General features: G+C 36.8%; 24 protein-coding genes. 21 read left to right on the plus strand and 3 right to left on the minus strand.

Features of this window, described 5'->3' with window-relative positions; all coding sequences use genetic code 11:
- Positions 1–147: 147 nt before the first annotated feature.
- The 11 genes from IV84_RS04995 (at position 148) to IV84_RS05045 (ending at position 10,513) form a co-directional block, all read left to right on the plus strand.
- A complete protein-coding gene (locus tag IV84_RS04995) occupies positions 148–477 on the plus strand; it encodes a PTS sugar transporter subunit IIB (RefSeq protein ID WP_056986194.1) in 330 nt (109 codons plus the stop codon).
- A 234-nt stretch (positions 478–711) separates the two neighbouring features.
- Positions 712–1,014, plus strand: coding sequence for a PTS lactose/cellobiose transporter subunit IIA (locus tag IV84_RS05000; protein WP_414477500.1), 303 nt, complete (start codon positions 712–714; stop codon positions 1,012–1,014).
- Between the two features lie 75 nt (positions 1,015–1,089).
- On the plus strand, positions 1,090–2,541 hold the full coding sequence (locus IV84_RS05005) for a 6-phospho-beta-glucosidase (RefSeq protein WP_046872300.1): 1,452 nt from the start codon (positions 1,090–1,092) through the stop codon (positions 2,539–2,541).
- 117 nt (positions 2,542–2,658) lie between these two features.
- Positions 2,659–3,423, plus strand: coding sequence for a MurR/RpiR family transcriptional regulator (locus IV84_RS05010; protein ID WP_056986195.1), 765 nt, complete (start codon positions 2,659–2,661; stop codon positions 3,421–3,423).
- A gap of 314 nt (positions 3,424–3,737) precedes the next feature.
- Positions 3,738–5,033 carry a PTS cellobiose transporter subunit IIC gene (gene celB, locus IV84_RS05015; RefSeq protein WP_056986196.1) on the plus strand — a complete coding sequence of 432 codons (1,296 nt, stop codon included), beginning with the start codon at positions 3,738–3,740 and terminating at the stop codon, positions 5,031–5,033.
- 238 nt (positions 5,034–5,271) lie between these two features.
- The gene (locus IV84_RS05020; RefSeq protein WP_056986197.1) at positions 5,272–5,733 is read left to right on the plus strand and encodes a hypothetical protein; all 462 of its coding nucleotides are present in this window, start codon (positions 5,272–5,274) and stop codon (positions 5,731–5,733) included.
- An 18-nt stretch (positions 5,734–5,751) separates the two neighbouring features.
- Complete coding sequence (locus IV84_RS05025) at positions 5,752–6,837, plus strand: DUF871 domain-containing protein (RefSeq protein ID WP_046872296.1); 1,086 nt, start codon at positions 5,752–5,754, stop codon at positions 6,835–6,837.
- Between the two features lie 265 nt (positions 6,838–7,102).
- Positions 7,103–7,828 carry a lysophospholipid acyltransferase family protein gene (locus IV84_RS05030; protein WP_063510365.1) on the plus strand — a complete coding sequence of 242 codons (726 nt, stop codon included), beginning with the start codon at positions 7,103–7,105 and terminating at the stop codon, positions 7,826–7,828.
- Positions 7,825–8,658 carry a glycosyltransferase gene (locus tag IV84_RS05035; RefSeq protein ID WP_056986199.1) on the plus strand — a complete coding sequence of 278 codons (834 nt, stop codon included), beginning with the start codon at positions 7,825–7,827 and terminating at the stop codon, positions 8,656–8,658. The genes IV84_RS05030 and IV84_RS05035 overlap by 4 nt, the downstream gene beginning before the upstream one ends.
- Positions 8,659–9,645, plus strand: a complete 987-nt coding sequence (locus IV84_RS05040) for a glycosyltransferase family 8 protein (protein ID WP_056986200.1) — start codon at positions 8,659–8,661, stop codon at positions 9,643–9,645.
- Positions 9,632–10,513, plus strand: a complete 882-nt coding sequence (locus tag IV84_RS05045) for a lysophospholipid acyltransferase family protein (protein ID WP_046871075.1) — start codon at positions 9,632–9,634, stop codon at positions 10,511–10,513. The genes IV84_RS05040 and IV84_RS05045 overlap by 14 nt, the downstream gene beginning before the upstream one ends.
- Positions 10,514–11,163: 650 nt before the next feature.
- Here the strand turns inward: IV84_RS05045 and IV84_RS05050 are convergent.
- Entirely contained in the window at positions 11,164–11,799 is a 636-nt protein-coding gene (locus tag IV84_RS05050; protein WP_226996030.1) for a TetR/AcrR family transcriptional regulator, read from the minus strand.
- Between the two features lie 233 nt (positions 11,800–12,032).
- On the opposite strand from IV84_RS05050, the gene IV84_RS11310 reads away from it, so the two are divergent.
- The 5 genes from IV84_RS11310 to IV84_RS05070 all read left to right on the plus strand — a co-directional run bounded on the left by IV84_RS11310 (position 12,033) and on the right by IV84_RS05070 (position 14,763).
- Positions 12,033–12,164 (plus strand): hypothetical protein, encoded by a 132-nt coding sequence (locus IV84_RS11310; protein ID WP_257722204.1) that lies wholly within the window; start codon positions 12,033–12,035, stop codon positions 12,162–12,164.
- A 218-nt stretch (positions 12,165–12,382) separates the two neighbouring features.
- Positions 12,383–12,982, plus strand: a complete 600-nt coding sequence (locus IV84_RS05055; RefSeq protein WP_056986201.1) for a hypothetical protein — start codon at positions 12,383–12,385, stop codon at positions 12,980–12,982.
- 72 nt (positions 12,983–13,054) lie between these two features.
- On the plus strand, positions 13,055–13,276 hold the full coding sequence (locus IV84_RS05060) for a hypothetical protein (protein ID WP_046871073.1): 222 nt from the start codon (positions 13,055–13,057) through the stop codon (positions 13,274–13,276).
- Positions 13,277–13,313: 37 nt separating this feature from the next.
- The gene (locus IV84_RS05065; protein ID WP_046871072.1) at positions 13,314–14,534 is read left to right on the plus strand and encodes a CPBP family intramembrane glutamic endopeptidase; all 1,221 of its coding nucleotides are present in this window, start codon (positions 13,314–13,316) and stop codon (positions 14,532–14,534) included.
- A gap of 25 nt (positions 14,535–14,559) precedes the next feature.
- Complete coding sequence (locus IV84_RS05070; protein WP_046871071.1) at positions 14,560–14,763, plus strand: hypothetical protein; 204 nt, start codon at positions 14,560–14,562, stop codon at positions 14,761–14,763.
- A gap of 66 nt (positions 14,764–14,829) precedes the next feature.
- Here the strand turns inward: IV84_RS05070 and IV84_RS05075 are convergent, their stop codons facing one another.
- Positions 14,830–16,008 (minus strand): GNAT family N-acetyltransferase, encoded by a 1,179-nt coding sequence (locus IV84_RS05075; protein WP_046871070.1) that lies wholly within the window; start codon positions 16,006–16,008, stop codon positions 14,830–14,832.
- A gap of 292 nt (positions 16,009–16,300) precedes the next feature.
- On the opposite strand from IV84_RS05075, the gene IV84_RS05080 reads away from it, so the two are divergent.
- Genes IV84_RS05080 through IV84_RS05090 form a run of 3 tightly spaced genes read left to right on the plus strand, consistent with a single transcriptional unit; the run spans position 16,301 to position 18,583 of the window.
- Positions 16,301–17,107: a metal ABC transporter solute-binding protein, Zn/Mn family gene (locus tag IV84_RS05080; protein WP_226997981.1), complete on the plus strand. Its 807-nt coding sequence runs from the start codon at positions 16,301–16,303 to the stop codon at positions 17,105–17,107.
- The gene (locus IV84_RS05085; RefSeq protein WP_046871548.1) at positions 17,104–17,799 is read left to right on the plus strand and encodes a metal ABC transporter ATP-binding protein; all 696 of its coding nucleotides are present in this window, start codon (positions 17,104–17,106) and stop codon (positions 17,797–17,799) included. Before IV84_RS05080 ends, IV84_RS05085 begins: the two co-directional genes overlap by 4 nt.
- The gene (locus IV84_RS05090) at positions 17,792–18,583 is read left to right on the plus strand and encodes a metal ABC transporter permease (RefSeq protein WP_056986202.1); all 792 of its coding nucleotides are present in this window, start codon (positions 17,792–17,794) and stop codon (positions 18,581–18,583) included. Before IV84_RS05085 ends, IV84_RS05090 begins: the two co-directional genes overlap by 8 nt.
- 87 nt (positions 18,584–18,670) lie before the next feature.
- On the opposite strand, the gene IV84_RS05095 is transcribed toward IV84_RS05090, so the two are convergent.
- Positions 18,671–19,576, minus strand: a complete 906-nt coding sequence (locus IV84_RS05095) for a helix-turn-helix domain-containing protein (protein WP_046871546.1) — start codon at positions 19,574–19,576, stop codon at positions 18,671–18,673.
- 114 nt (positions 19,577–19,690) lie between these two features.
- Between IV84_RS05095 and IV84_RS05100 the strand changes: the two genes are divergently transcribed.
- On the plus strand, positions 19,691–20,902 hold the full coding sequence (locus IV84_RS05100) for an MFS transporter (RefSeq protein WP_056986203.1): 1,212 nt from the start codon (positions 19,691–19,693) through the stop codon (positions 20,900–20,902).
- A gap of 70 nt (positions 20,903–20,972) precedes the next feature.
- Positions 20,973–21,203: a hypothetical protein gene (locus IV84_RS05105; protein WP_062916578.1), complete on the plus strand. Its 231-nt coding sequence runs from the start codon at positions 20,973–20,975 to the stop codon at positions 21,201–21,203.
- The last annotated feature ends 112 nt before the right edge of the window (positions 21,204–21,315 follow it).

Consider the following 21,315-nt stretch of genomic DNA (forward strand, 5'->3'; position numbering starts at 1 on the left):
AAGGCACCTAGGAAAACTTGACACATACAAATCGAGAAACATACTTGTAAAATTTGTACCTACGAGTTACAATTCAATTGTAATGAAAGCGGCTTTACAAAAGACCGTTAATAACAAAAATAATACAAAATTATAGGAGTGATTATCATGGCAGAAAAAACAATTATGTTAGTTTGTGCAGCAGGTATGTCAACAAGTCTTTTGGTATCAAAAATGCAAAAGGCAGCAGAAAAAGAGGGCGTTGATACAGAAATCTTTGCAACAGCGGCTTCTGATGCTACCAGCAAATTGGAAGAAAAACATCCAGACATTTTAATGCTTGGACCCCAGGTTCGTTACATGGAAAGCAACTTCAAGAGCAAATTAGATATTCCAGTTGAAGTTATTAACATGCAAGATTATGGCATGATGAATGGCGAAAAAGTTTTGGCTGAAGCATTCAAGACAATGGGCGTGAAACAAGCGTACCGGTCTTAGCGCATTTTTAAAAAATGTGCTTATATAATTTTGAAAGCGGAAACAGAAATTGCTTCCGTTTTTATATGATTCGAATGAAGCATTGAGAGAGCAGGATGTTCAGTTTGGCTAAAATAGCCGAGTGTGAAGACCTGCAAGGAGAAAAGGAGAAATTAAATAATGGCTGAAGACAAAAAAGAGACAGAGAAGACAGAAGAATCATCAGAAGAACAACCACAAAACCTAGAAGCAATCATGGGTTTGATTATGAATGGTGGGAATGCTAAAAGCTCTGCATTTGAGGCAATTAATGCCGCAAAAAAGGGTGACTATAAAACAGCAGATGCTAAATTAAAAGAATCTGATGGTTTCTTGACAGCAGCTCACAATTCTCAGACTGGCATGTTAACTGATGAAGCAAACGGGATTCATGCCAAAGTTACGTTATTAACAGTTCATTCACAAGATCACATTATGAATGCAATTACATTTCGTGACTTGGCTGGCGAAATTGTTGATTTATACAAACGTCTTGATGGCGTTAAAGTTGAGGATTAGATAATCAAAAAGCAGCCAATGATGTTTCATTTGGGCTGCTTTTGTTTTAAAAAATATTAAATTGAGGTGCAAAAAATGAGTGAACAAAAAATGCGAATGCCAGATGGATTTCTCTGGGGTGGTGCTGTTGCAGCCCACCAATTAGAAGGTGGCTGGCAAGAAGGCGGTAAAGGCGTCAGTATTGCCGACATCATGACTGCGGGAGATAAAGATCATCCTCGCCGCGTTACTGATGGTGTAAAAGATGGTGAAGTTTATCCTAACCATTGGGGAATTGATTTTTATCATCGTTATCCAGAAGACATTAAGTTATTTGCTGAAATGGGCTTTAAATGTTTCCGGACATCAATTGCTTGGACCCGAATTTTTCCTAATGGGGATGAAACAGAACCCAACGAAGAAGGACTTCAATTCTATGATGACTTATTTGATGAACTTTTAAAATACAACATCGAACCCGTTGTGACGTTGTCTCATTTTGAAATGCCTTATCATTTGGTTAAGGAATACGGCGGTTGGTCAAACCGAAAGTTAATTGGTTTCTTCACCAATTATGCAGAGGCCGTCTTCAAACGGTATAAAAATAAAGTTAAATATTGGATGACATTTAACGAAATTAATAATCAGACTACTTGGGACGATCCTCATCCAATGCTACAGAATTCTGGTCTCCAATTAGGTAAGGATGATAATTGGGAAGAGTCTATGTATCAAGCAGCCCACTATGAGATGGTTGCCAGCGCCCAAGCTGTTAAGATTGGCCATAAAATCAATCCTGACTTCCAAATTGGTGACATGATTGCAATGTGTCCAATCTATCCATTAACGGCCGATCCAAAGGACGTTATGGCAGCTGAACGAGCTATGCAAACCCGCTATTACTACGGCGATGTTCAGGCAAACGGTTTTTATCCAAATTGGGTTCTAAAATATTGGGAACGCAAAGGATTTAAAATTGATCGGACTGAACAAGATGCCAAGGATTTACGGGAAGGAACAGCTGACTATGTAGGTTTTAGTTACTACATGTCATTTGTTACAAAATATAGAAAAGATAATCCAGATTATGTTTATACAGAATCGAAAGATCAGGTCGATAATCCTTATACAGAGAAATCTGACTGGGGTTGGCAAATTGATCCAATCGGTCTACGTTACGCCATGAATTGGATGCAAGATCGTTGGCATAAACCAATGTTCATCGTTGAAAACGGTTTTGGTGCGTATGATAAAAAAGAGGCCGACGGTAGCGTTCATGATGACTATCGAATCAGTTATTTCCATGATCATATTGAAGCGATGGAAAAGGCTGTAGTTGAAGATGGCGTTGATCTCATGGGTTATACACCATGGGGATGCATTGACCTCATTTCGGCCAGCACTGGTGAAATGAAGAAGCGTTATGGCTTTATTTATGTTGATCAGGATGATGAAGGAAATGGTTCGCTAAAACGTTCCAAGAAAGATTCATTTGACTGGTACAAGAAAGTTATTGCTTCAAACGGAGAAGATATTTCAGAAAAATAGAACCTGATTTAAAAGCAGTTAGCTAATAAAATGGTTGGCTGTTTTTTTATTTGAAACTTGTTCCACAAATTGGTGGGATGTGCTAAGGTGTAATCATATATAGGGAAGGTGAAGTATGTGTTTCCATACGAAAGAGTGAAGTTATTAAATCAATTGGAACTAAGTATCTATAAATATATTATTGCTCATCCGGCCGAAGTGGCCAACATGACCATTCGACAATTGGCTAAGAAAAGTCACGTATCCCCAACCACCATTTTGCGATTTCTTCGAAAAATGAATTTTGATGGGTATTCAGAATTTAAATATGCGTTGAAACGCCAACAAAAAATAGAGGTTGAACAACCTTCACAACAGCAATCAGTTCCGATGGGTCAATTTTTTGATCAAGTTAATGATGATCACTTTCTCAATAAGATTAGTCAGGCCGCTCAATTTATTGTTGATGCCGATACCAGTTTGTTTTTTGGACTGGGAACGAGTGGAAGCCTTGCCCAATATGGATCACGTTTATTAGCAAATTACGGTCTTTATACGCTAAGTTTTACGGATCCTTTTCAGCCTAAACCCTTGGCACGACGTGATTTTTCTGATACACTGCTAATCTTGTTGTCAGTTTCTGGGGAAACAATGCAAGTTCTGGATCAAGCCAAATTTTATCGGGAAAATGGCGCCAGAACGATGTCAATTACGGCCAATCGCTATTCTACATTAGCGCAACTCGTGGATTTTAATATTTCATATAATGTTCCCGAGGTACGAATGGCAGATTTGAATCTGGCATCGCAAATTCCGGTTGTTTTTCTTCTCGAACAAATTGGCATTAAAGCTCATAAAGATCTTTTGAAATCTACAAATGGGAAAAAAGATTCGGCTTTTTAAAGAAATAAGAAAACGCTTAAATTGGCCCGTACCAGTTTGGAAACAATCCCATTATGGACTTTAAACAACCACTTTTAAAAGCAAACCAATCATAGATTTGAAACATGTTTCTATTCGAAACATGTTTTTTTAATAAAAACTTAAGTTTTCTTCTTGAAATAGGTAGGCACAAATATCTAAATGTGCTATATTAAAGGAGATGAAAGCGCACACGGTGTGATTTCAAATAAACTTTATCACTTGCAAAGTTATGCTTATTATTTTAGATTTTGCTATTTATATTTCGTTGCAAGTGATATCTGGGAGGGTTTTACATGAGTGAGAAAAAATCCAGCTTCGTGCAGGATAAGCTTATTCCCTTAGCAGGGAAAATGGCTGCTTCTCGTCATTTGGTTGCACTTCGTGATGGATTTGCGCTGGTAATGCCACTAATCATTATCGGTTCAGTCTTCATGATCGTTAGTCAGTTTCCAATTCCGGCCTACATTAATTGGATGGGTTCGGTGTTCGGTCCTAACTGGGCAACTGTTGTTGGTTGGGCGACAAATGCAACATTCTCAATTATTGGGTTGGTTGCGGTAATTGGTATTTCTTATCAATTAGCTAAGTCGTATGATGGTGTTGATGCACTGTCAGCAAGTATGATTTCTTTAGGTGCCTTTTTACTTACAATTCCATTGACTACTGATAAGGCTGGTAACACGTTCGTGCCTTTGACAATGTTAGGTTCAATGGGACTGTTTGAAGCCCTATTGGTTGGATTGTTCGTTACTGATTTTTATGTATGGATGATTCATAAGAACTGGCAGTTCCATATGCCAGACACAGTACCACCCGCAGTTGGGAATGCCTTTTCTGCATTGATTCCTGGCTTCGTTATTATTTCAGTTGTTTGGTTAATCAGAATTGGCGTTAGCTTCACAGCGTTTAAGACGATTCCAAACATCATCACAGTTATCTTGTCTAAGCCTTTGACGGCCGTTGGTGGGACAATCTGGGGTGCGTTAGTAGCTGAATTCTTTGTTTCATTCCTTTGGTTATTCGGTATTCATGGTGCCAACGTTGTTAGTGGTATCATGGCACCAATCTGGATGGGTCTAATGGGACAAAATGCTGCTGCTGTTAAAGCACACAAACCAATTCCAAACGTTGTCAGTCAACAATTTTTTGATAACTTCGCCCATGCTGGTGGTTCTGGTGAAACTATTTCACTTGCCTTAATGATGTTCTTCTTTGCTAAATCAGCAAACTTGAAGGCCATTGGTAAGTTGGCTGCTGCACCTGCACTGTTCAACATTAACGAACCTATTATGTTTGGTTTGCCAATTGTTTTGAACCCTGTTATGGCGATTCCATTTATCGTTGTTCCATTAGTTTCTGTTGTTACTACTTACGTATCAATGAAGACTGGTCTGGTAGCACGAACCATGGGTGTTGCTGTTCCTTGGACAACGCCGCCAATTATTTCAGGTTGGTTGGCAACTGGTCACATTTCTGGTGCTGTTCTTCAGTTAGTTAACTTTGTAATCGGTGGTGCCATCTGGTATCCATTCTTCAAGATTGCTGATCGTCAAGCATTGAAACAAGAAAAAAAAGTTGCTGACAAATAAGCTGCAGAAGCTGCTGCAAAGAACTAAACATTCGTTTGTAAGTTTTAATAAAATCTGTCGAAATCATTCGGCAGATTTTTTAGTAAGAAGCAGAGGGCTTGAAAAGAAGTTGTCTTTTTAAACCCGTTTCGGAAGAATCAGTTTCAAATAATTTTGGTTAAAATACAAGCGCTTCATTAAAGTGAGTATAATTAAGAGTGAATGAGAAATTGAGTGTTTAAAAAGAGGAGTGAGAACCATGAGTAAACATAAAAAAAATCGACCAAGTTCAGCTGTTGAGTGTAATGCCCAGGCCAATGTGGATAAGATTAGAGAACAAACCAAGACGAAACAAACTAGTATTAAGGATCTACCTGGATGGGCGCAAGATATGGCGTACAGACGGTTTGGACTAAGCGAAGTGATTTCTTTTATCCCTTTGGTCATTGCGGTATTGACAACACCTATGTTAAATAATCGTGTTTCCATGGGTGGGGGACTCGTGGTTAATAAAAATGCGCTATTCATTATTCCTTTCGTTAGTTTATTAATTTCTGGTGGTAGTTACGTTAGTATCAAGATCCGTCGAAAATCTGAACAAGTTACAGATATTGAACATTTTGCTTGGAACGAAGTCTTTGCATTTCTTGCAAATGTCCTAGTTGTCGTAGTTTGTTCGGCAGTTCTTATTTATCAATTATTTCGAGCATTTTCAGCTTAATTTTTAGGAGGTATTATTTTGGGACGATTAGGAATTTCTTTATATCCAGAACATTCTACATTTGAAAAAGATAAAGCATATTTAGATTTAGCACATAAATATGGTTACACACGGGTCTTTACGTCACTATTACAAATTAATGGTGATCAAGATGCGGTAGTTGCAAACTTCAAGAAAATTGTGCAGTACGCGAAATCATTAGACTTTAAAGTCATGGTGGATATGAATCCATCTTTGTTTAAACAACTAGGAATTACGTATGATGATCTTTCTTTCTTTGATGATCTGGGTGCCTGGGGATTACGTTTAGATGAAGGATTTACTGGCATGGAAGAAGCCCGGATGACCCGTAACCCATACGGAATTAAGATTGAAGTGAACATGAGTAACGGAACCCGTTACTTGGAGAATATTCTCAGTTTTGCACCTGATAAACAAAACCTATTGGGTTGTCATAACTTTTATCCTCAAGAGTATACCGGACTTGGCGAAAACTTTTTTGTAAAATGTTCGAAACTATTCCGTGAAAATAACATCAACACAGCCGCTTTTGTGAGCTCAAAAGCAGCTGGATTCGGTCCTTGGCCAGTTCAAGATGGCTTGCCAACGATTGAGGATGATCGTCACTTACCAATTGATACGCAAGTTCAACATTTATTATTGACGGGCTTAATTGACGATGTCTTAATCGGAAATGCTTATGCTTCAGAAGATGAATTAAAAGCTGCTTCAAAAGCATTTTTCGGTCGTTACCCCGTTTTACATGCAAACTTTGTGGACGATTTGACGGAAAATGAAAAACTAGTTGCGCTTGGTAAACCTCATTTGTATAGAGGCGATGCATCTGATTACCTATTACGTGATACCATGCCACGTGTTTGGTATAAGGATAAAGAGATTCCTGCTCACCATGAACTAGAAGATTTTAAGCGTGGCGATATCATCGTGGTTAACGATGTATATAGTCGATATAAAGGAGAACTTCAAATTGCATTGAAGGCATTTCCAAATGATGGTCGCCGGAATGTGGTTGGTCATTTAACGGATGATGATTTGTTCCTTTTGGATTATATTAAACCATGGAGCACATTTGAACTAAAATAATATAAATAGTTATAAAATACGTAGGGATCTAAAAAAAATCCTACGTATTTTTTTTACGCTTTTTATAATGTTGTCAGCTTTCACAAACATAAGTTAGGCCTTACTAAATAAAAGCTAGGGTTGACTAAATAAGACAAATGCTTATAATCTAATTGAGTGTCCACTTAATTAACTCAGGAGGGAGGTCGTCATTACGGGGAATAATCGGGAAAAAGATAAGAGTAAACGAACAGTTCAATATTATGAATCTTTTACGGATGATGTTGTGACCACTAAAGAGCAAAATTATGAATTGCCGGATGACTATTCCTGGGACCATACAAATCCAGTTTATAATTTACTCTCAAAGCTGTTGTATATGATAGTATGGGTGGTGAGTTTTTGTTATTGTCGTTTCTGCCATGTGTCAATTAAAAATCGACAGGTGCTGAAACCTTACAATAATCAAGGCTACTTCCTATATGGAAATCATACCCAACCGGTTGGGGATGTCTTGACGCCCAGACATGAAAGCCCGTTTAAAAGTGTTTATACATTGGCGGGGACGGCCAATCTAGGAATTCCGATTCTTGGACCGATGCTCACAATGGGTGGTGCAATTATTGTGCCTGATTCTTGGCGAAAACTACGGGAATTTGATCGGGTCGTTAAAAAGCGAATCGACCAAAAACATGCGATTATGATCTATCCAGAGGCTCACGTTTGGCCATATTATACGAAGATTCGGCCATTTTCAGATAGTGCGTTTCATTATCCAGTGCAACAACAAGCACCGTCATTTTGTGTGACAACGACTTATCAAAAACGCAGATTTGGTTCAAAACCGCGCCGAACTGTCTATATAGATGGTCCATTTCTCCCGAAAACTGGTTTAAACAAAAAAGAACAACAAGAACAACTACATCAGGATATTTACAACTGTATGGTTGCTCGGAGTAAGTCCAGTACTTACGAATATATTAAGTATAAAAAAAAGGGGGAGGAAGTATGAATATCTTGTACTGTGGCAATGAAAAGATGGAAGACGGCTTGTTGATTTCAATTCTTTCGTTACTAAAAAATACCAAGCAAACACTGAACATTTATATTATGACTGCATTTATTCAGACAAACGGAAAAAATTATTATCCACTCAGTGAAGCAACAGTAAATTTTTTAGATAACCAAGCAAAAAAAGTCAATCCCAAAAATTCAGTCACTAGGCTAGATCTTACAAACCTATTTAATGAACAGCGACCAACTGCCAACATGGGAACAATCTTTACACCTTACTGCATGTTGCGGCTATATGCTGATTTATGCCCTAGTTTACCCGATAAAATATTATATCTAGATATTGATGTAATTTGTCGAAAGGACTTTAGGTCGTTTTATAACCAAGATATCAGTAAAAATGAGGTTGTGGGAGTGGCTGATTATTATGGAAAATGGATTTTCAAACATAAGAAAGGTCATTTCAGTTATATGAACTCCGGGGTTTTATTAATGAACCTAGGGTTGATTAAACAGACGCAGTTATTACGTCGATGCCGTGATTTATGTCGTACGAAGAGAATGTTTATGCCTGATCAATCAGCAATTAACAAATTGGCAGTTACTAAAAGAATTGTGCCACGTCGATTTAACGAACAACGTCGCCTCCATCGGAATACTGTTTTTCAACATTTTACAACTAGTTTCCGGTTATTCCCATGGATTCATACGTTGACGGTTAAACCATGGCAAGTTGACGATGTTCATGACAAATTGAAATTACACGAGTATGATGATGTTTTAAGTGAGTATCAATACTTGAAACCACAAATGGAAGGACTTAAATAAATGCAAACAAATCAAGAACGACTGCCACTATTTTTTTCCGTAGATGATCACTATGTGCCATTTTTATTGGTCGCATTAAAGTCGATGATGGCTAACGCAAAATTAGCATACAAATATCAAATTATTATTTTACATGAAGGTATTAAAGAAGAAAATCAGAAGCAAATTTCAGAATTGGCTAACGATCAATTTGACATTAAGTTTGTGTCAATGAAGGGCCAATTGAATAAGGTAATGAAAGGTAAAGAAGCAAAGTTACGTGGGGATTACTTCACATTTACAATTTTCTTCCGTCTGTTTATTGCTGATATGTTTGCTGAATATGATAAGGCAGTTTACCTTGATGCTGATATTATTGTTCCCGGCGACATTGGTGAACTTTATCAAACTGATATCGGTGATAATTTAGTTGGTGCAACGTCAGACTTCTTTATCGGCGGGAATCCATTTTTAGCTGAGTACAGTGAAAATTCAATTGGCGTACCAGCTGCTGATTATATTAATTCTGGTGTGTTAGTTATGAATCTTAAACAATTCCGATCTCAAGAGTTTTCTAATGAATTTTTGTATTTGTATAACAAATATCATTTCGAGACAGTTGCACCGGATCAGGATTATTTAAACGCGATTGGACAAGGCAGGATTTATCATTTGGGTGACGAGTGGAATGCCCAAGCTGGCTATCCACAACGTGTGGTAGATCAACCAAAGTTAGTTCACTATAACTTGTTTAACAAGCCATGGAGCTATGCAAAGGTGGCCTATGGAGACTACTTCTGGAAATACGCAAAACAAATTCCAGGCAGCTATGAAGCTGCTAAGGCAATGCAGGCAGCATATAGCCCAGAACAAATTCAAGCTGATAAAGATAATTACAAAGGTTTGGTTAAAAACACACAAAGTATTATCAAATCAGGGGAAACTTTCAAAGTGCTCTATAAGCAAAATCACAAACCAAATCATGGCGTGAATTATGCGAACAACTAATCTGGTTCCTGGTGAACGCGAACCAGTGATTGCTAATATTCAAAAGGCTGTGGCAAAAAATCAATTTAATGCCAAAGTCGAAGTTAGTGACGCTAAGTTGTCGAGCGAGCAAGAACGAGAAATTCTCACGAATTATTTAAAGCACTATAATCATTTTGGGTATAAATTTAACAATATTTTTGCTGATGAATTATCTGATATTGGCATTTCGTTAGTTTCAAGACAGACTGAAATTGTTGGGCTTGAAAATATGCGGAATGTGTCTGGCGGGGGAATTGTGACTAGTAATCACTTTAATCCAATGGAAAATTTGGCTGTGCGAAAAGCTATGAAAAAGGCTGGCAAAGGGCAAATATTTATGGTCAGTCAATTGGCTAACCTAAAAATGCCTGGGATTCTTGGCTATATCATGACATATTCGGATACCATTCCGATTGATGATAGTACAGATTATATGGGTCACCAATTTCCAGAGCAATTACAGCAAATTTTAGCCAAGGATCGATTGATTTTAATTTATCCGGAACAAGAAATGTGGTTTAATTACCGTAAGCCACGGCCACCAAAGCGTGGAGCATATTATTATGCGGCTCGTTTTAAGGTGCCAATCATTTCATGTTTCGTAGAAATTAGAGATTTGGATAAAATGGAATCTGACACATTTAAGGAAGTTTCTTTTGTGTGTCATATCCTAAAGCCTATTTATTCAGATCCAACTAAAAGTGTCAGAGAAAATAGTCTGATGATGATGCATAAAGATTATGCGCAAAAATGTAATGCTTACGAAAAGGCGTATGGGAAACCACTAACCTATGATTTTGAACCTAGTGACATTGCGGGATGGGCGCCACCAGATAAAACAAAATAGTTAAAAACGCCTCTGAAAGTTTAATTCAGAGGCGTTTTTGTGTATTTAGTTAAAGATTGAAAGTACAAAAATGATTTCAGTTACTGTTATAAAGCAGTTTACTCTACCAAAATCAGATTAATTGCCGTTCTCTGGCTTAATTGGCCTGGAACGGGGTGGGCACGATTTGAAGCCAAGCAGGTCACTTGTCTTCAAACTCGACCTTTATCTAAGCAAAAATCGCTAAGATAAATTTCACCCCTGAGGCCAAAACGCCTCCGAACTGGGGAAATTGTTGTCTTTAGATAGCTTGATGACTGATTCCATAACAACTTATGTGCTAAATATAATTAGTTTTAATACCTGATTCAGTCTGGAAGCAAATGGGATCAGTAGTGTCGTTTGTCTTAGCAATTTATCGTTTAGATAAAGGCCGAGCTTAGAGACGTGTTTTTCGGCTCTAAGTCGTGTCCACTATTATGCATAAAAGTCGGTTTTCGTACCGAGAACCCGCAATGCTCCATACGCTGTTGGTTCTTGTGGGAAAGTTAGCCGCAAGATCCGATCCGGATTTGCTGGAAGACGGTATTTCAATCTAATTTTGTTACCATGAACATTTTTGTATCAAGCAATTGGATGTGATTTTGTACTTTCAACCTTTAGGTATTTAGTTAATACCTAAGTGCTTTTACTAAAGCAGTGATGGCGTGTTTTGTACTGGTTTTAGACAGCGGCTGATCAAAATATAAATAACCAAGAATTGTGCCGCCAGTAATTGACCACATGGTTTTGAGAATTTCAATGTTTGACCAATCTACGATCAAATGTTTACTTTTCAAAAAATCGAGTTGTTTGTTAATTTCATGCCAATAGGTACCAGTAAATTCAGTAGTTAATTGAGCGCGAACCTTTTGGTCATAAAGCATTTCAGAAACTAAAATTTTAATCACTTTAGAATTCTTCTTTAAAAAAGCAAATCGATCCTGAACCAATGCCGTGATGAAAGCTTCTAGTGATGGATATGTTTTGGTTAGTTGTGTTTTAACGAAGGTATCTAGGCTAGCCGGAAAAAAAGAATGCATAACGGGTGTCACAATGGCATGGAGCAAACCTCGTTTATTTGTAAATTTGTTGAAAATATTTCCTTCGGCGACGCCCGCCTTTTTCGCAATTTCCTTGGTGCTAGTGTTGGCATAGCCTTTTTCAGCAAAAACATCCACTGCAGCGGCTAAAATTTTAATTTGTTTGTCTGTCATGCTGTCAAATGCGTGGGCATTTTCAAAAAGTTTTAATTCAGAATTAGTCACGGTGTGTGCTCCTTTAAAATATACCTAGTTAAGGTAGCTGTTTAAGTTACCACTCAAAGTCTAAACGGTGGTGACGTAATTTGTCAATGGTGGAGGGTGGGTTAAAAATAAAAAGCCTAAAGCAAGGCCAGAAAGCGATTGCAAATAACAAATATAAAGTTTATGCTCTATTTAAATACAATTAGTACTTGGCGGGCAATGACGATCATTTTGCAAGTATAGGGGTGTTAACTATGGGTGGAACAGTTGGTATCGTGTTGGTGGGGCTTGTCGTAAGAGCTATTGAGATCGGTGCAGTGATTTATTTCTTTTATTTATTACATCGCATTGTAAAGTTGTTGGAAAAGATTAGTAATCGTCAGTAATAAATGATATTGAAAATATATATGAGCTTATAAAAATTAATCCTTAAATTTGTTGAAACAATGGAGGCAAATCCTATCATAGTTAAACTATGATGGGATTTTTTTATTACGTGGTACAGTTTATTTAAGTATTTGTTGTTTATTTATAAAAATGGTGCTATGATATCAGTGTAATATCAAGTAAGCGATTTCATATAAAAATTTGGGGAGGTTTTATTATGTATATGATTCCAGCATCAGCATTTAAAATGACCAATAGTTTTTCTGTGGATAAAGCAGGGACACTGACTAAATCGTTCACATCCATGCGGATCAGCATTGGTGGCCAAGTGTATCCAAAGTTTCCATTGAAAACTAATGGTGAAGCAGCCAAGATAGCTAGAGGCTTTTTGGGATTACCTGCGACTTCAACAATCGAATTTACTGAAAATGAGATGAAGGTTCATGACAAAGAAGATAAGGTTGTTAAAGTTGAAAAAATTAGCGATTTTCAACTCGTTCAATTCGGAGTTATCAGAAAAATGGGATTTGCAATGAGAGTTCCAATGAGAGTTCCAATGCTCACTAGTGCAATGACCATGGCGGTTGTGACAAACGATCAAAATTACTATATTTTAAATTCTGATTTTACCCCTTTCAAACAGTTAGTCGATCTGTTTAAGGCTCAATCAGTTGAAATTGAGGATCCGTTTGATATTGCCTCATTACCTAATAATGATAAACGTGATGAATATTTCAATAAAACATACGAAGATCGAATTAAAGGTACCAATTATCCTATATCATATGGGTCAAATTATGGGATAAAAGGTTTTTAACCAAAATTCAAAGTGTGGTGCAGAGAAAAATATGCAAGTTGTTTCCAAAAAATATTGAGAAAGGTGAACATAATGAAAACATTTTTAGGAATTATCATTATATTAATTAGTATCGGGATTATTTACTTAGGGATTCGGTACATTCGAGATAACAAAAAGACTTATGCTAAAGCTGGCGTTAAGGTTGATTTTAAGAAAACACCCGTAGCCAATGGTTTTGCACCTGGGTTGATAGGTACCATGATGATTCTAGTTGGTATTTGTGGCTTGGTATGGGGCGTAGTTGTTCTTTAAGTAGGTAGATATTTCTGGCTTTGGGGGGGAGTAACACATGGTAAATAATTTATCAGTGAAATACGTTCGGGTGTTGAAGCAATGGTATATGTGGCAATTAGGAAGCATGCTTCTCGCGTTTTGTCTGACTTTCTTTTGGGAGCCATTTGGACCGACACGACTCGTTGAAGTGATTTTTGGACTGTTAGCGGTAATTTTCGGAATTGGTATTCCGTTTGAAAAACCTTTTCGAACTGATCAGAAAATCAGAAGAGGGCTGAGAAAGTGCAATTATTATTTTCAATCAGTTATCCAATTATTACTATTACCACTAGGCTTGGCAGCTTTTACACTGATTTTTCATAAAGTTTTACTTATCAATTATCCGATTCTTGCGGTTTTAGCACTTTTGTATTTGTTGGTTATGTATTTGCCTGTTGCTTACTATGTGCTTGTAAATATTCAATCTTACATTGGCAGAATTATTTTAATTCTGGTCATCATTTTTGAAACTCTCGGTTCCGGATCGTTACTTTCATTAATGTATACAAGGCCAAATGAAATTGGCTCAGTTTTACAAACGATTGATATGAGTGGGATTATGAATGCTTTTGCATTTATGATTACGGTTGGCTTTTTGATGTATTTATGGGGATTTAAGCAGCCTGGTTTTCGGATCTCTCGCCATGTAAATTGGGTGATCATGAGTTTTGTGATTGTGCTGTTGTTAGCAATTGTGGTTTGGAATGCGTTTGGATCTGGAGACAAGCTTTCAAACATGTTTACAAGTTTTGATTTTTCACCTGGGCATTTTAGTTTAAAAGTAATTTTGAGTGCCCTTGAAACAATTTCTGAGGAATGGGCATTTCGTTTTGCCGTACTATTTCTGAGTTTAAGAGCGTTTAGCAAACGGAAAAATCAATTTGTGTGGGTAGTTGTTATTAATGGAATCCTGTTTGGATTATGGCATGCTTCCAACGTGCTTGCTGGACAAGCGGTAAACGCAACGCTGAACCAAATGATATTCGCTGTGGGGCTAGGAATGTTGTTTGCAGCCGTTTATCTATACACGCAGAGCATTGCTGTTACAATGATTACACATTTTCTTTTGGACGTCTCGGCCTTTTCATATATGAACGGCAATTTCTTAATGTCCAGTCCGGATGGTTTTGATTGGGTAGAAACTTGGATTTTGTTTGTGGTTACCGTGACAGTAGCAATGTTCTTAATTACAGGTAAACGAAAACAGAGTATTCAAAAATCACTGGTTTACCAATAAAAATAGGTAATGTGGGGGAATAAATATGTTAATTGAAAGATTAGTTGGTGTGTTGGTCATATTAGGGGCCGTTTGGCAGTTTTATGCATTTCAAAAGTCTTTTAAAGAGATGAAGGCGACAGCCAATAAAAATACGAATGTATTAATTGGTTTCGCTTTGTGGATGGGCTTGTTTTTTGGAATTATTTTGTTGCTTGGTGGCCTGGGTTTACTTTTCGGAGCTTTTTAAAGACATAATAAAAATGTCATTCCAATTAAATTTGGAATGGCATTTTTGATTGTTGAGCCTTAATTATTAGAAATAATCCGCCAAAATTGGCTTTTCTTGCACAAATAAATTGTCTAATTTTGTAAGTTTTTCCGCATTGGTATCAATTTGGCCAAAGGCGCTTTGTGATGCCAATGAGCGATAACCAAACGCCGCCTTTGTAAATTGTTGAATGGTGAACGTTGGAACCGTCGCTTTTAATTCTGAATCATGTTCAATCCCTATTTTGCCGTCGGTTGCGGAAATCATCCACGTTCCCGAATTTTGGGTAATGATCTCATCTTGAATATTAAAACTAATGGGTTCAAAGTCAGTTTGGGCAAATGGATACTTTGCGAGAAAAGCCTGCAAGCTCACGATGCGGCCCATCATATAAGGCTGAGTAGTAACTTTCAAAGGATATGGGTCAGCCAATAAATCACCTTGATAGTCAGAATTGGCATTTTCAAATGTGTAGCGTTGGTAACCAGCACCATGTTTGAAAACAAAACTTAAAAGTGACTGGTAACTATCAGATTTGAGATGGACAAATTCTTGGACGTGAAATTCATCAGCTGTGCGCGTATAAACGAGATATCCGGTCACTGATTGTTGGTCATCTTGGTAGTAAGCAACTTGCCATTCAGGATGCTTTTCGGTCAGGTAGTGCCACCACCAATTTTGGCGAATCAATCCACCGTTTTGACTGAGCGATGAGTTAAGATAAGTGCCTCGAATCAATGGAATGGCTTTTTCAAGGGTTGTCCGACGAACGCGTCCATGTTTACTTGGCCGTACCCGAGGTAGTTTGTCACTATCAAGCTGATAAACTTGGTGATCAAAGAGTTGCTCATAGCCAAATTTGCGATAGTAGGCAAAAGAGAAGGGCGCCAGATAGGATAGGACAACCTGATTTTCATACATATCAGTGAGTGCGGCTTTCATGAGGGTTCCCGCTGCCCCTTTTCCAGAATATTCAGGCACGCTCATCACATCGGTAATTCCGTTCATAAGAAAAGATTGACCATGAAAATTGATCTCAAACGGCATACTAAACAGGCCGCTGACTAGGTCGTTATCTTCGTAAATACCGTAAGGAATCCCATGATCAAAGCGAGTGGACCAAAATTGCTTACGAAAAGTACTATCCGATTTATTAAATGCATAGAGATATAAATCATATAGAGCAGATTTTGCTGATTCATCGAGCACGAAACGTGATTTCATAAGAGCCTCCGTATCATTGTTAATACCTTAATTTTAGCATAATTAGCAGTGGTATAGACAGATTTATGATTGAAAGATAAGTTGGAATGTTGTTGCGATGTTTTATTGCAGAAGCTTGCTTCAAACGGTTCTTCTTTGCTATAATATATTTTGTTGCTAAATAGTAATGATTACTTTTTAGAAAGTGAGGACACATGAAAAAAAGAAAGTGGCTTTACGGCGCTCTTATTTTTATGGGCGTGTTAATGATTGTGCTGGGCGGCTGTGGTCGCAAACCACAAACTTCTAATAAATTACATATTGTGCCTCCCTAAATTTTTATGGAGAAACAGCAAAGGCCGTCGTTGGAAAGTACGGCACCGTTAAATCAATTATTAATAGTCCTAATATTGATCCGCATGATTTTGAGCCAACTGCCAATTCTGCTAAATCAGTTGCGAGGGCAGATGTTGTTGTTTATAACGGTTTGGGGTACGATAGTTGGATGCAAAGATTGATTAGCTCTGATTCTGAGGGTAATGTTAAGGCTTTAAATGTGAGCAAATCTGTTATGAATAAGAAAACAGGTGATAATCCGCATTTGTGGTATAACGACCAAACGATGGCGAAACTGGCCAATCAGCTTGCCAAAACTTTTGCCAAAAAGGATCCTAAGCACCGTAAACAGTTTGAGGCCAATGCCAAAAAATATGTGGCGTCTTTGAAACCAATGCAGACAAAGGTTAAGCAGCTTAATCAAAATCGGCAAAAAACATTGGTTGATGTGAGTGAACCAGTTTTCAACTATGCGCTTACCAAAATGGGCTATAAAATCAATAATTCACATTTTGCTCTAGCCGTAGAAAATGGTTCGGATCCAACCACTCAAGATATTCGCCAAATGCAAAACGATATCAAACACCAAAAGATTGCGTTTTTTGTTAATAATCCGCAAGCTTCAGATCCAATTGTGAAGAACATGGTGAACTTGGCTAAAAAGCATCATGTGCCCGTTTTGAATGTGACAGAAACGCAACCGAATAATAAGACGTATTTAGAATGGATGACTGATCAATATCAGCAGGTAGCAAAAATTCAAGAGAAAGAAAGATTGCAATGAGTGAACCCGTATTAGATATTAAAAATTTAACCGTGGCATTTCCGGATCACTTAGTTTTAAATGATCTTTCGGTTCAATTAAATAAAGGCGACTTTTTGAGTGTGGTTGGTCAAAATGGGGTTGGTAAAACAACTTTAGTCCGAGTGATCTTACACCAACTGGCACCACAGAAGGGCAGTGTGACCTATACGCCTAATTTTAAGCAAATGAAAATTGGCTATGTTCCCCAATTTCGAAATATTGACGAGGAATACCCGCTATCTATTCGTGATTTTGTCGGCTTAAATCTGCATGATAGTCATTTGTCATGGCTATCTAAAAATGAACGAAAAAAGTTAAACCGAATTATAAAAGATACTAACTTAGAATCCATCCAAAATACACCACTTGGTGAGGCGTCAGGTGGCGAAAAGCAAAAAGCTTACTTGGCCCAGGCCCTGATCAATGATCCAGATCTTTTGATTTTGGATGAATCAACGGCCAGTTTAGATAGTGTCCGTAAATTTGAATTGTTGGATCTGGTCCAAGAATTTAATGTGCATCAAAATGTGTCAGTTTTATTCATTACCCATGATATTGAGCTGGCACAAAAGTATGCCAATCAGTACTTGCTTATGCGCCACGGTAGTTACGAGAGTGGCCCGATTAGTCAGTTTAAGGAAGCAGATTTAGAGGAGGCCGAACATGCTTAGTTTTGCGTTTATGCGTCATGCCTATATGGCGGGAACGATCATTGCGGTTATCAGTGGTATTATCGGCGTTTACGTAATTGGTCGTAACATGTCCTTTCTAAGTCATATGCTTTCTGAAATTGGTTTTTCGGGAGCTTCATTTGGAATCTTTATGAATTGGCCCCCGCTAAATGGAATGTTGATTTTTACAATTATTAGTTCCGTTTTGATTGGTCAGATGAGTTCCAAGTCTTCACGAAGAGAATCTTCAATCAGTGCGATTTCCAGTTTGTTTTTAGGGTCAGGAATTTTATTTCTGTCGTTAGCAAATAAAAACGCGAGTGATGCCACCAGTATTTTGTTTGGCAGTATGATTGGTATTAGTTCAGCCGAAGTTAAACAAATTATGTGGTTATCATTGGTGGCTCTGGTTGTGATTTTTCTGGTTTATCGTGATCTAAAGTTTGATTCATTTGATCATGTTGGGGCAGCGGTAAAAGGCGTTAATACACAGGCTATTTCGGTTGTTTTCTTGGTGATTCTGGCCTTGAGTGTGAGCGTTGCAGCTCAAATCGTAGGCTCTTTACTAATCTTCGTGTTATTGACGTTGCCTGCTTCAAGTGCAAAGTACTTTACGAGGACGGTTAGCGGCATGATGGTGTTTGCGATTGGCGCGGCTTTATTAGGTGTTTGGCTTGGATTATATTTAGGCTACGTCACCAATTGGCCGGTTAGTTTCTTCATCGCCATCATTGAATGCCTTATTTACTTTGGAGCATTGGGATGGCATCGAATTAAGAGTTAGTAATATTTAAGACTTAGTTAGTTTTAGATAAATCTGCTGGCCGTTTTATAAAAAAGCTTCAAGCAAATATTATTGCTTGAAGCTTTTTTATGTTTGTTGTTTATGATTTTGTCTATAACGTTTGCTGTATGGAATGTGGTAATCATAAATTTCTTTAAAGACAACGTAATCCTTAAAATTTAGTTTTTTAAGCATCGTTAAAAATTCTTTGCTATCAGAAAAATCTTTTTCTGAATTATTTCCGAAATATAAATTTTGCAAAAATTTTGAAAATTGTATGGTTAGTTGAGATGAGAAATCATCTACATCCTGTGTATTGGGATATTTGTTAACAAGGCTATAGTGGTCACGATTATAATCGAAGGATACTAAAGCTATTTGAACATAGTTTAAGAATATACTAGCAATGCTTTGTTCAGAAGATGATTTAAGTTCATAAAGGCATCTATATTTTTTAAAACTTTTAACCGCTCTTTCCATACATAAAGGTAGGCTATCCAAATCTCTTCGAAACATAAATATGCCATCAACAAAAGCTCGAAGCTCAAAAAATGTCCACTCTTTAGTTTGCTCAAGATGAATTTTTAAAGGAATGGTTGGCATCAGACTCATAGATAAAGGATTATGACCATGAACATAGATTTTAACATATGCTAAGGCTGATATAGCCTGGTCATGGAGACTCGTACTATTCTCGAACTTTTGATGAATCTTTTGTAACTGAGAATAATCACCAGTAGTTGCTGCCTGGTCAATGATGGAAAGCACGTAACTAAATTTGTCATCATTTTCGCCATAATGCAAGAATTCAAATTCATTTATGCTAGTTCCAAGTCGTTGAAGAATTTTAAATAATTTCTCACTTTCGATATTATAATAACCATTCTCAAAATTGGATGCAAAAGTTCGTGAAATAATTCCAGCATACGTTTCCTTTTGAGTTAGTTTTTTTTGTTTACGTATATATTTGATAGTTGTTCCAATCTTTTTCATTTTTTAAAACCCTTCCTGTGGTAATTGTTAACTATAGTTACAGTATACTTTACAAAATAGAAAATTAACACTTCTCATTTCTGATATATTTAATATATTGACAGGAGGATTGATTTGAAAAAACAATTTAGCTTAATAAGTTTAGTCACCTTTTTCTTTAATATAGTAGTTACATCGGTTAATTTTATGGTTGGTTTAGTTTTTTTAAAAGAGACCGGTTCAGCATTTGTTTTTGGAACTTTAGTTGTTATTGGTCCATTAGTGAGTCTAATTTTGACCCCATTTATGACAAAAATCGTAGATCAAAATAATCATAAAATCGTAATGCTTGTTTCACAGATATTTACACTAGTAAGTTTGTTTCTATATGAAGTAGTAATGCAGTTACTTCCTAGATGGAATCTGGAATGGACATATCTTTTGATTGTTGGAATTAGAATTGGAGAAGAATTGTTCACAGTGTGTTTAAAGGCTTCTGTTCCACAAATTGTAGATAAAGGAAACTATCAGCGTGTAAATGCAGGAATGCAGACTTCCATTGCGATTGCAAATATTAGTGGGCCAATTCTAGGTGGATTTGTATTCGGGCTTATCACATTATCGGTATATGTATGGATTGCAATTTTAGTAGTTATTGTTTCAACACGTTTTACTAAGTTGATTAAATTCAATGAGCAACAAAAACAAGCTATGAGTAGTGGTAACCAAACCTTTGGTAAAGTGTTAAGTTATCTAAATTCGCAAGGAAATATTAAAAGCTTGGTGCTAATTGCGATGTTTGTTAATTTCTTTGCATCCGCAATTACTATTGGTCTTCCCATAGTTGTTTTACGACAATTGCATCTGTCTAATCTTACATATAGTTTTCTTGATAGTATGACAAGTGTAGCAATGCTATTGGGAGGAGTACTATTAACTATTCATGTTAGTGGGGATGAATTAAAAACAGTATATAAATCCATGTTAGGTTTCGGAGGTATTCTTTTTCTTTTTGGTATTCCAGGATTGGCCAAAAATCATTCTGCAATTGCCATTATGTTATTAGTGGTGTTAACTTCTGGATTTGGGCTGTCAGCAGTGTTTGCGAACACTAGTATGACAACTTATATACAAAAAATAGTACCAAACGAAATTCAAGGGGGAATTTATTCTATTATAAATGCCGTTTCTCAGCTATTTGTTCCGTTAGGGTCTCTTGGGTACGGTATTTTATTTGATAAGTTTTCGGAGACAATAATTTTCTTTGCTTCTGGATTAATAGCAGTTATTGGAACTGTAATAGTTATGAAAAAATATATATTTAGGAAAGTAATGGAAAATAGATGAAACCATATTTAATTAAAAACGCAACATGGACTTTTGGTATCAAGATCGAATTAAGTATTTTGGAGACAATGTGAAAATAGATTACCTAAATATAAATTGGGTACAGTCTCCGCATATTTTACGTGCTAATCAAGCATATAAGTATTTGTCAGCTTGGATAATTGGTTTTTATTTATCCAGAGAATATCATGGATTTAAAAATATGTTTAATCCAGAAAAATGGAAATTGACAAATAAACGAATAGACGAAGCAATAGATTTTTTTGAAGATGGGGTAAATAATATGACTGAGTTTAATTAAAGCTCTTATATTTGTGAATGATACTAGATTTTAAATATCCATTATAAATTAATCATAATTTTTTGATTGATTTCTAATGGTTTGAGAGTGTCAAATTTTATGTGTAAATGAA

This window comes from Pediococcus damnosus, assembly GCF_001437255.1.
GTDB classification, from domain to species: Bacteria; Bacillota; Bacilli; order Lactobacillales; family Lactobacillaceae; genus Pediococcus; species Pediococcus damnosus.

Bases quoted from the DNA above. Each gene is read 5' to 3' on its own strand.
- celB (WP_056986196.1), top strand. From the start codon at position 3,738: ATGAGTGAGAAAAAATCCAGCTTCGTGCAGGATAAGCTTATTCCCTTA.
- IV84_RS05020 (WP_056986197.1), top strand. From the start codon at position 5,272: ATGAGTAAACATAAAAAAAATCGACCAAGTTCAGCTGTTGAGTGTAAT.
- IV84_RS05075 (WP_046871070.1), bottom strand. From the start codon at position 16,008: ATGAAATCACGTTTCGTGCTCGATGAATCAGCAAAATCTGCTCTATAT.
- IV84_RS05065 (WP_046871072.1), top strand. From the start codon at position 13,314: ATGGTAAATAATTTATCAGTGAAATACGTTCGGGTGTTGAAGCAATGG.
- IV84_RS11310 (WP_257722204.1), top strand. From the start codon at position 12,033: ATGGGTGGAACAGTTGGTATCGTGTTGGTGGGGCTTGTCGTAAGAGCT.
- IV84_RS05090 (WP_056986202.1), top strand. From the start codon at position 17,792: ATGCTTAGTTTTGCGTTTATGCGTCATGCCTATATGGCGGGAACGATC.
- IV84_RS05070 (WP_046871071.1), top strand. From the start codon at position 14,560: ATGTTAATTGAAAGATTAGTTGGTGTGTTGGTCATATTAGGGGCCGTT.
- IV84_RS04995 (WP_056986194.1), top strand. From the start codon at position 148: ATGGCAGAAAAAACAATTATGTTAGTTTGTGCAGCAGGTATGTCAACA.
- IV84_RS05040 (WP_056986200.1), top strand. From the start codon at position 8,659: ATGCAAACAAATCAAGAACGACTGCCACTATTTTTTTCCGTAGATGAT.
- IV84_RS05060 (WP_046871073.1), top strand. From the start codon at position 13,055: ATGAAAACATTTTTAGGAATTATCATTATATTAATTAGTATCGGGATT.
- IV84_RS05000 (WP_414477500.1), top strand. From the start codon at position 712: ATGGGTTTGATTATGAATGGTGGGAATGCTAAAAGCTCTGCATTTGAG.
- IV84_RS05095 (WP_046871546.1), bottom strand. From the start codon at position 19,576: ATGAAAAAGATTGGAACAACTATCAAATATATACGTAAACAAAAAAAA.
- IV84_RS05035 (WP_056986199.1), top strand. From the start codon at position 7,825: ATGAATATCTTGTACTGTGGCAATGAAAAGATGGAAGACGGCTTGTTG.
- IV84_RS05085 (WP_046871548.1), top strand. From the start codon at position 17,104: ATGAGTGAACCCGTATTAGATATTAAAAATTTAACCGTGGCATTTCCG.
- IV84_RS05055 (WP_056986201.1), top strand. From the start codon at position 12,383: ATGTATATGATTCCAGCATCAGCATTTAAAATGACCAATAGTTTTTCT.
- IV84_RS05005 (WP_046872300.1), top strand. From the start codon at position 1,090: ATGAGTGAACAAAAAATGCGAATGCCAGATGGATTTCTCTGGGGTGGT.
- IV84_RS05045 (WP_046871075.1), top strand. From the start codon at position 9,632: ATGCGAACAACTAATCTGGTTCCTGGTGAACGCGAACCAGTGATTGCT.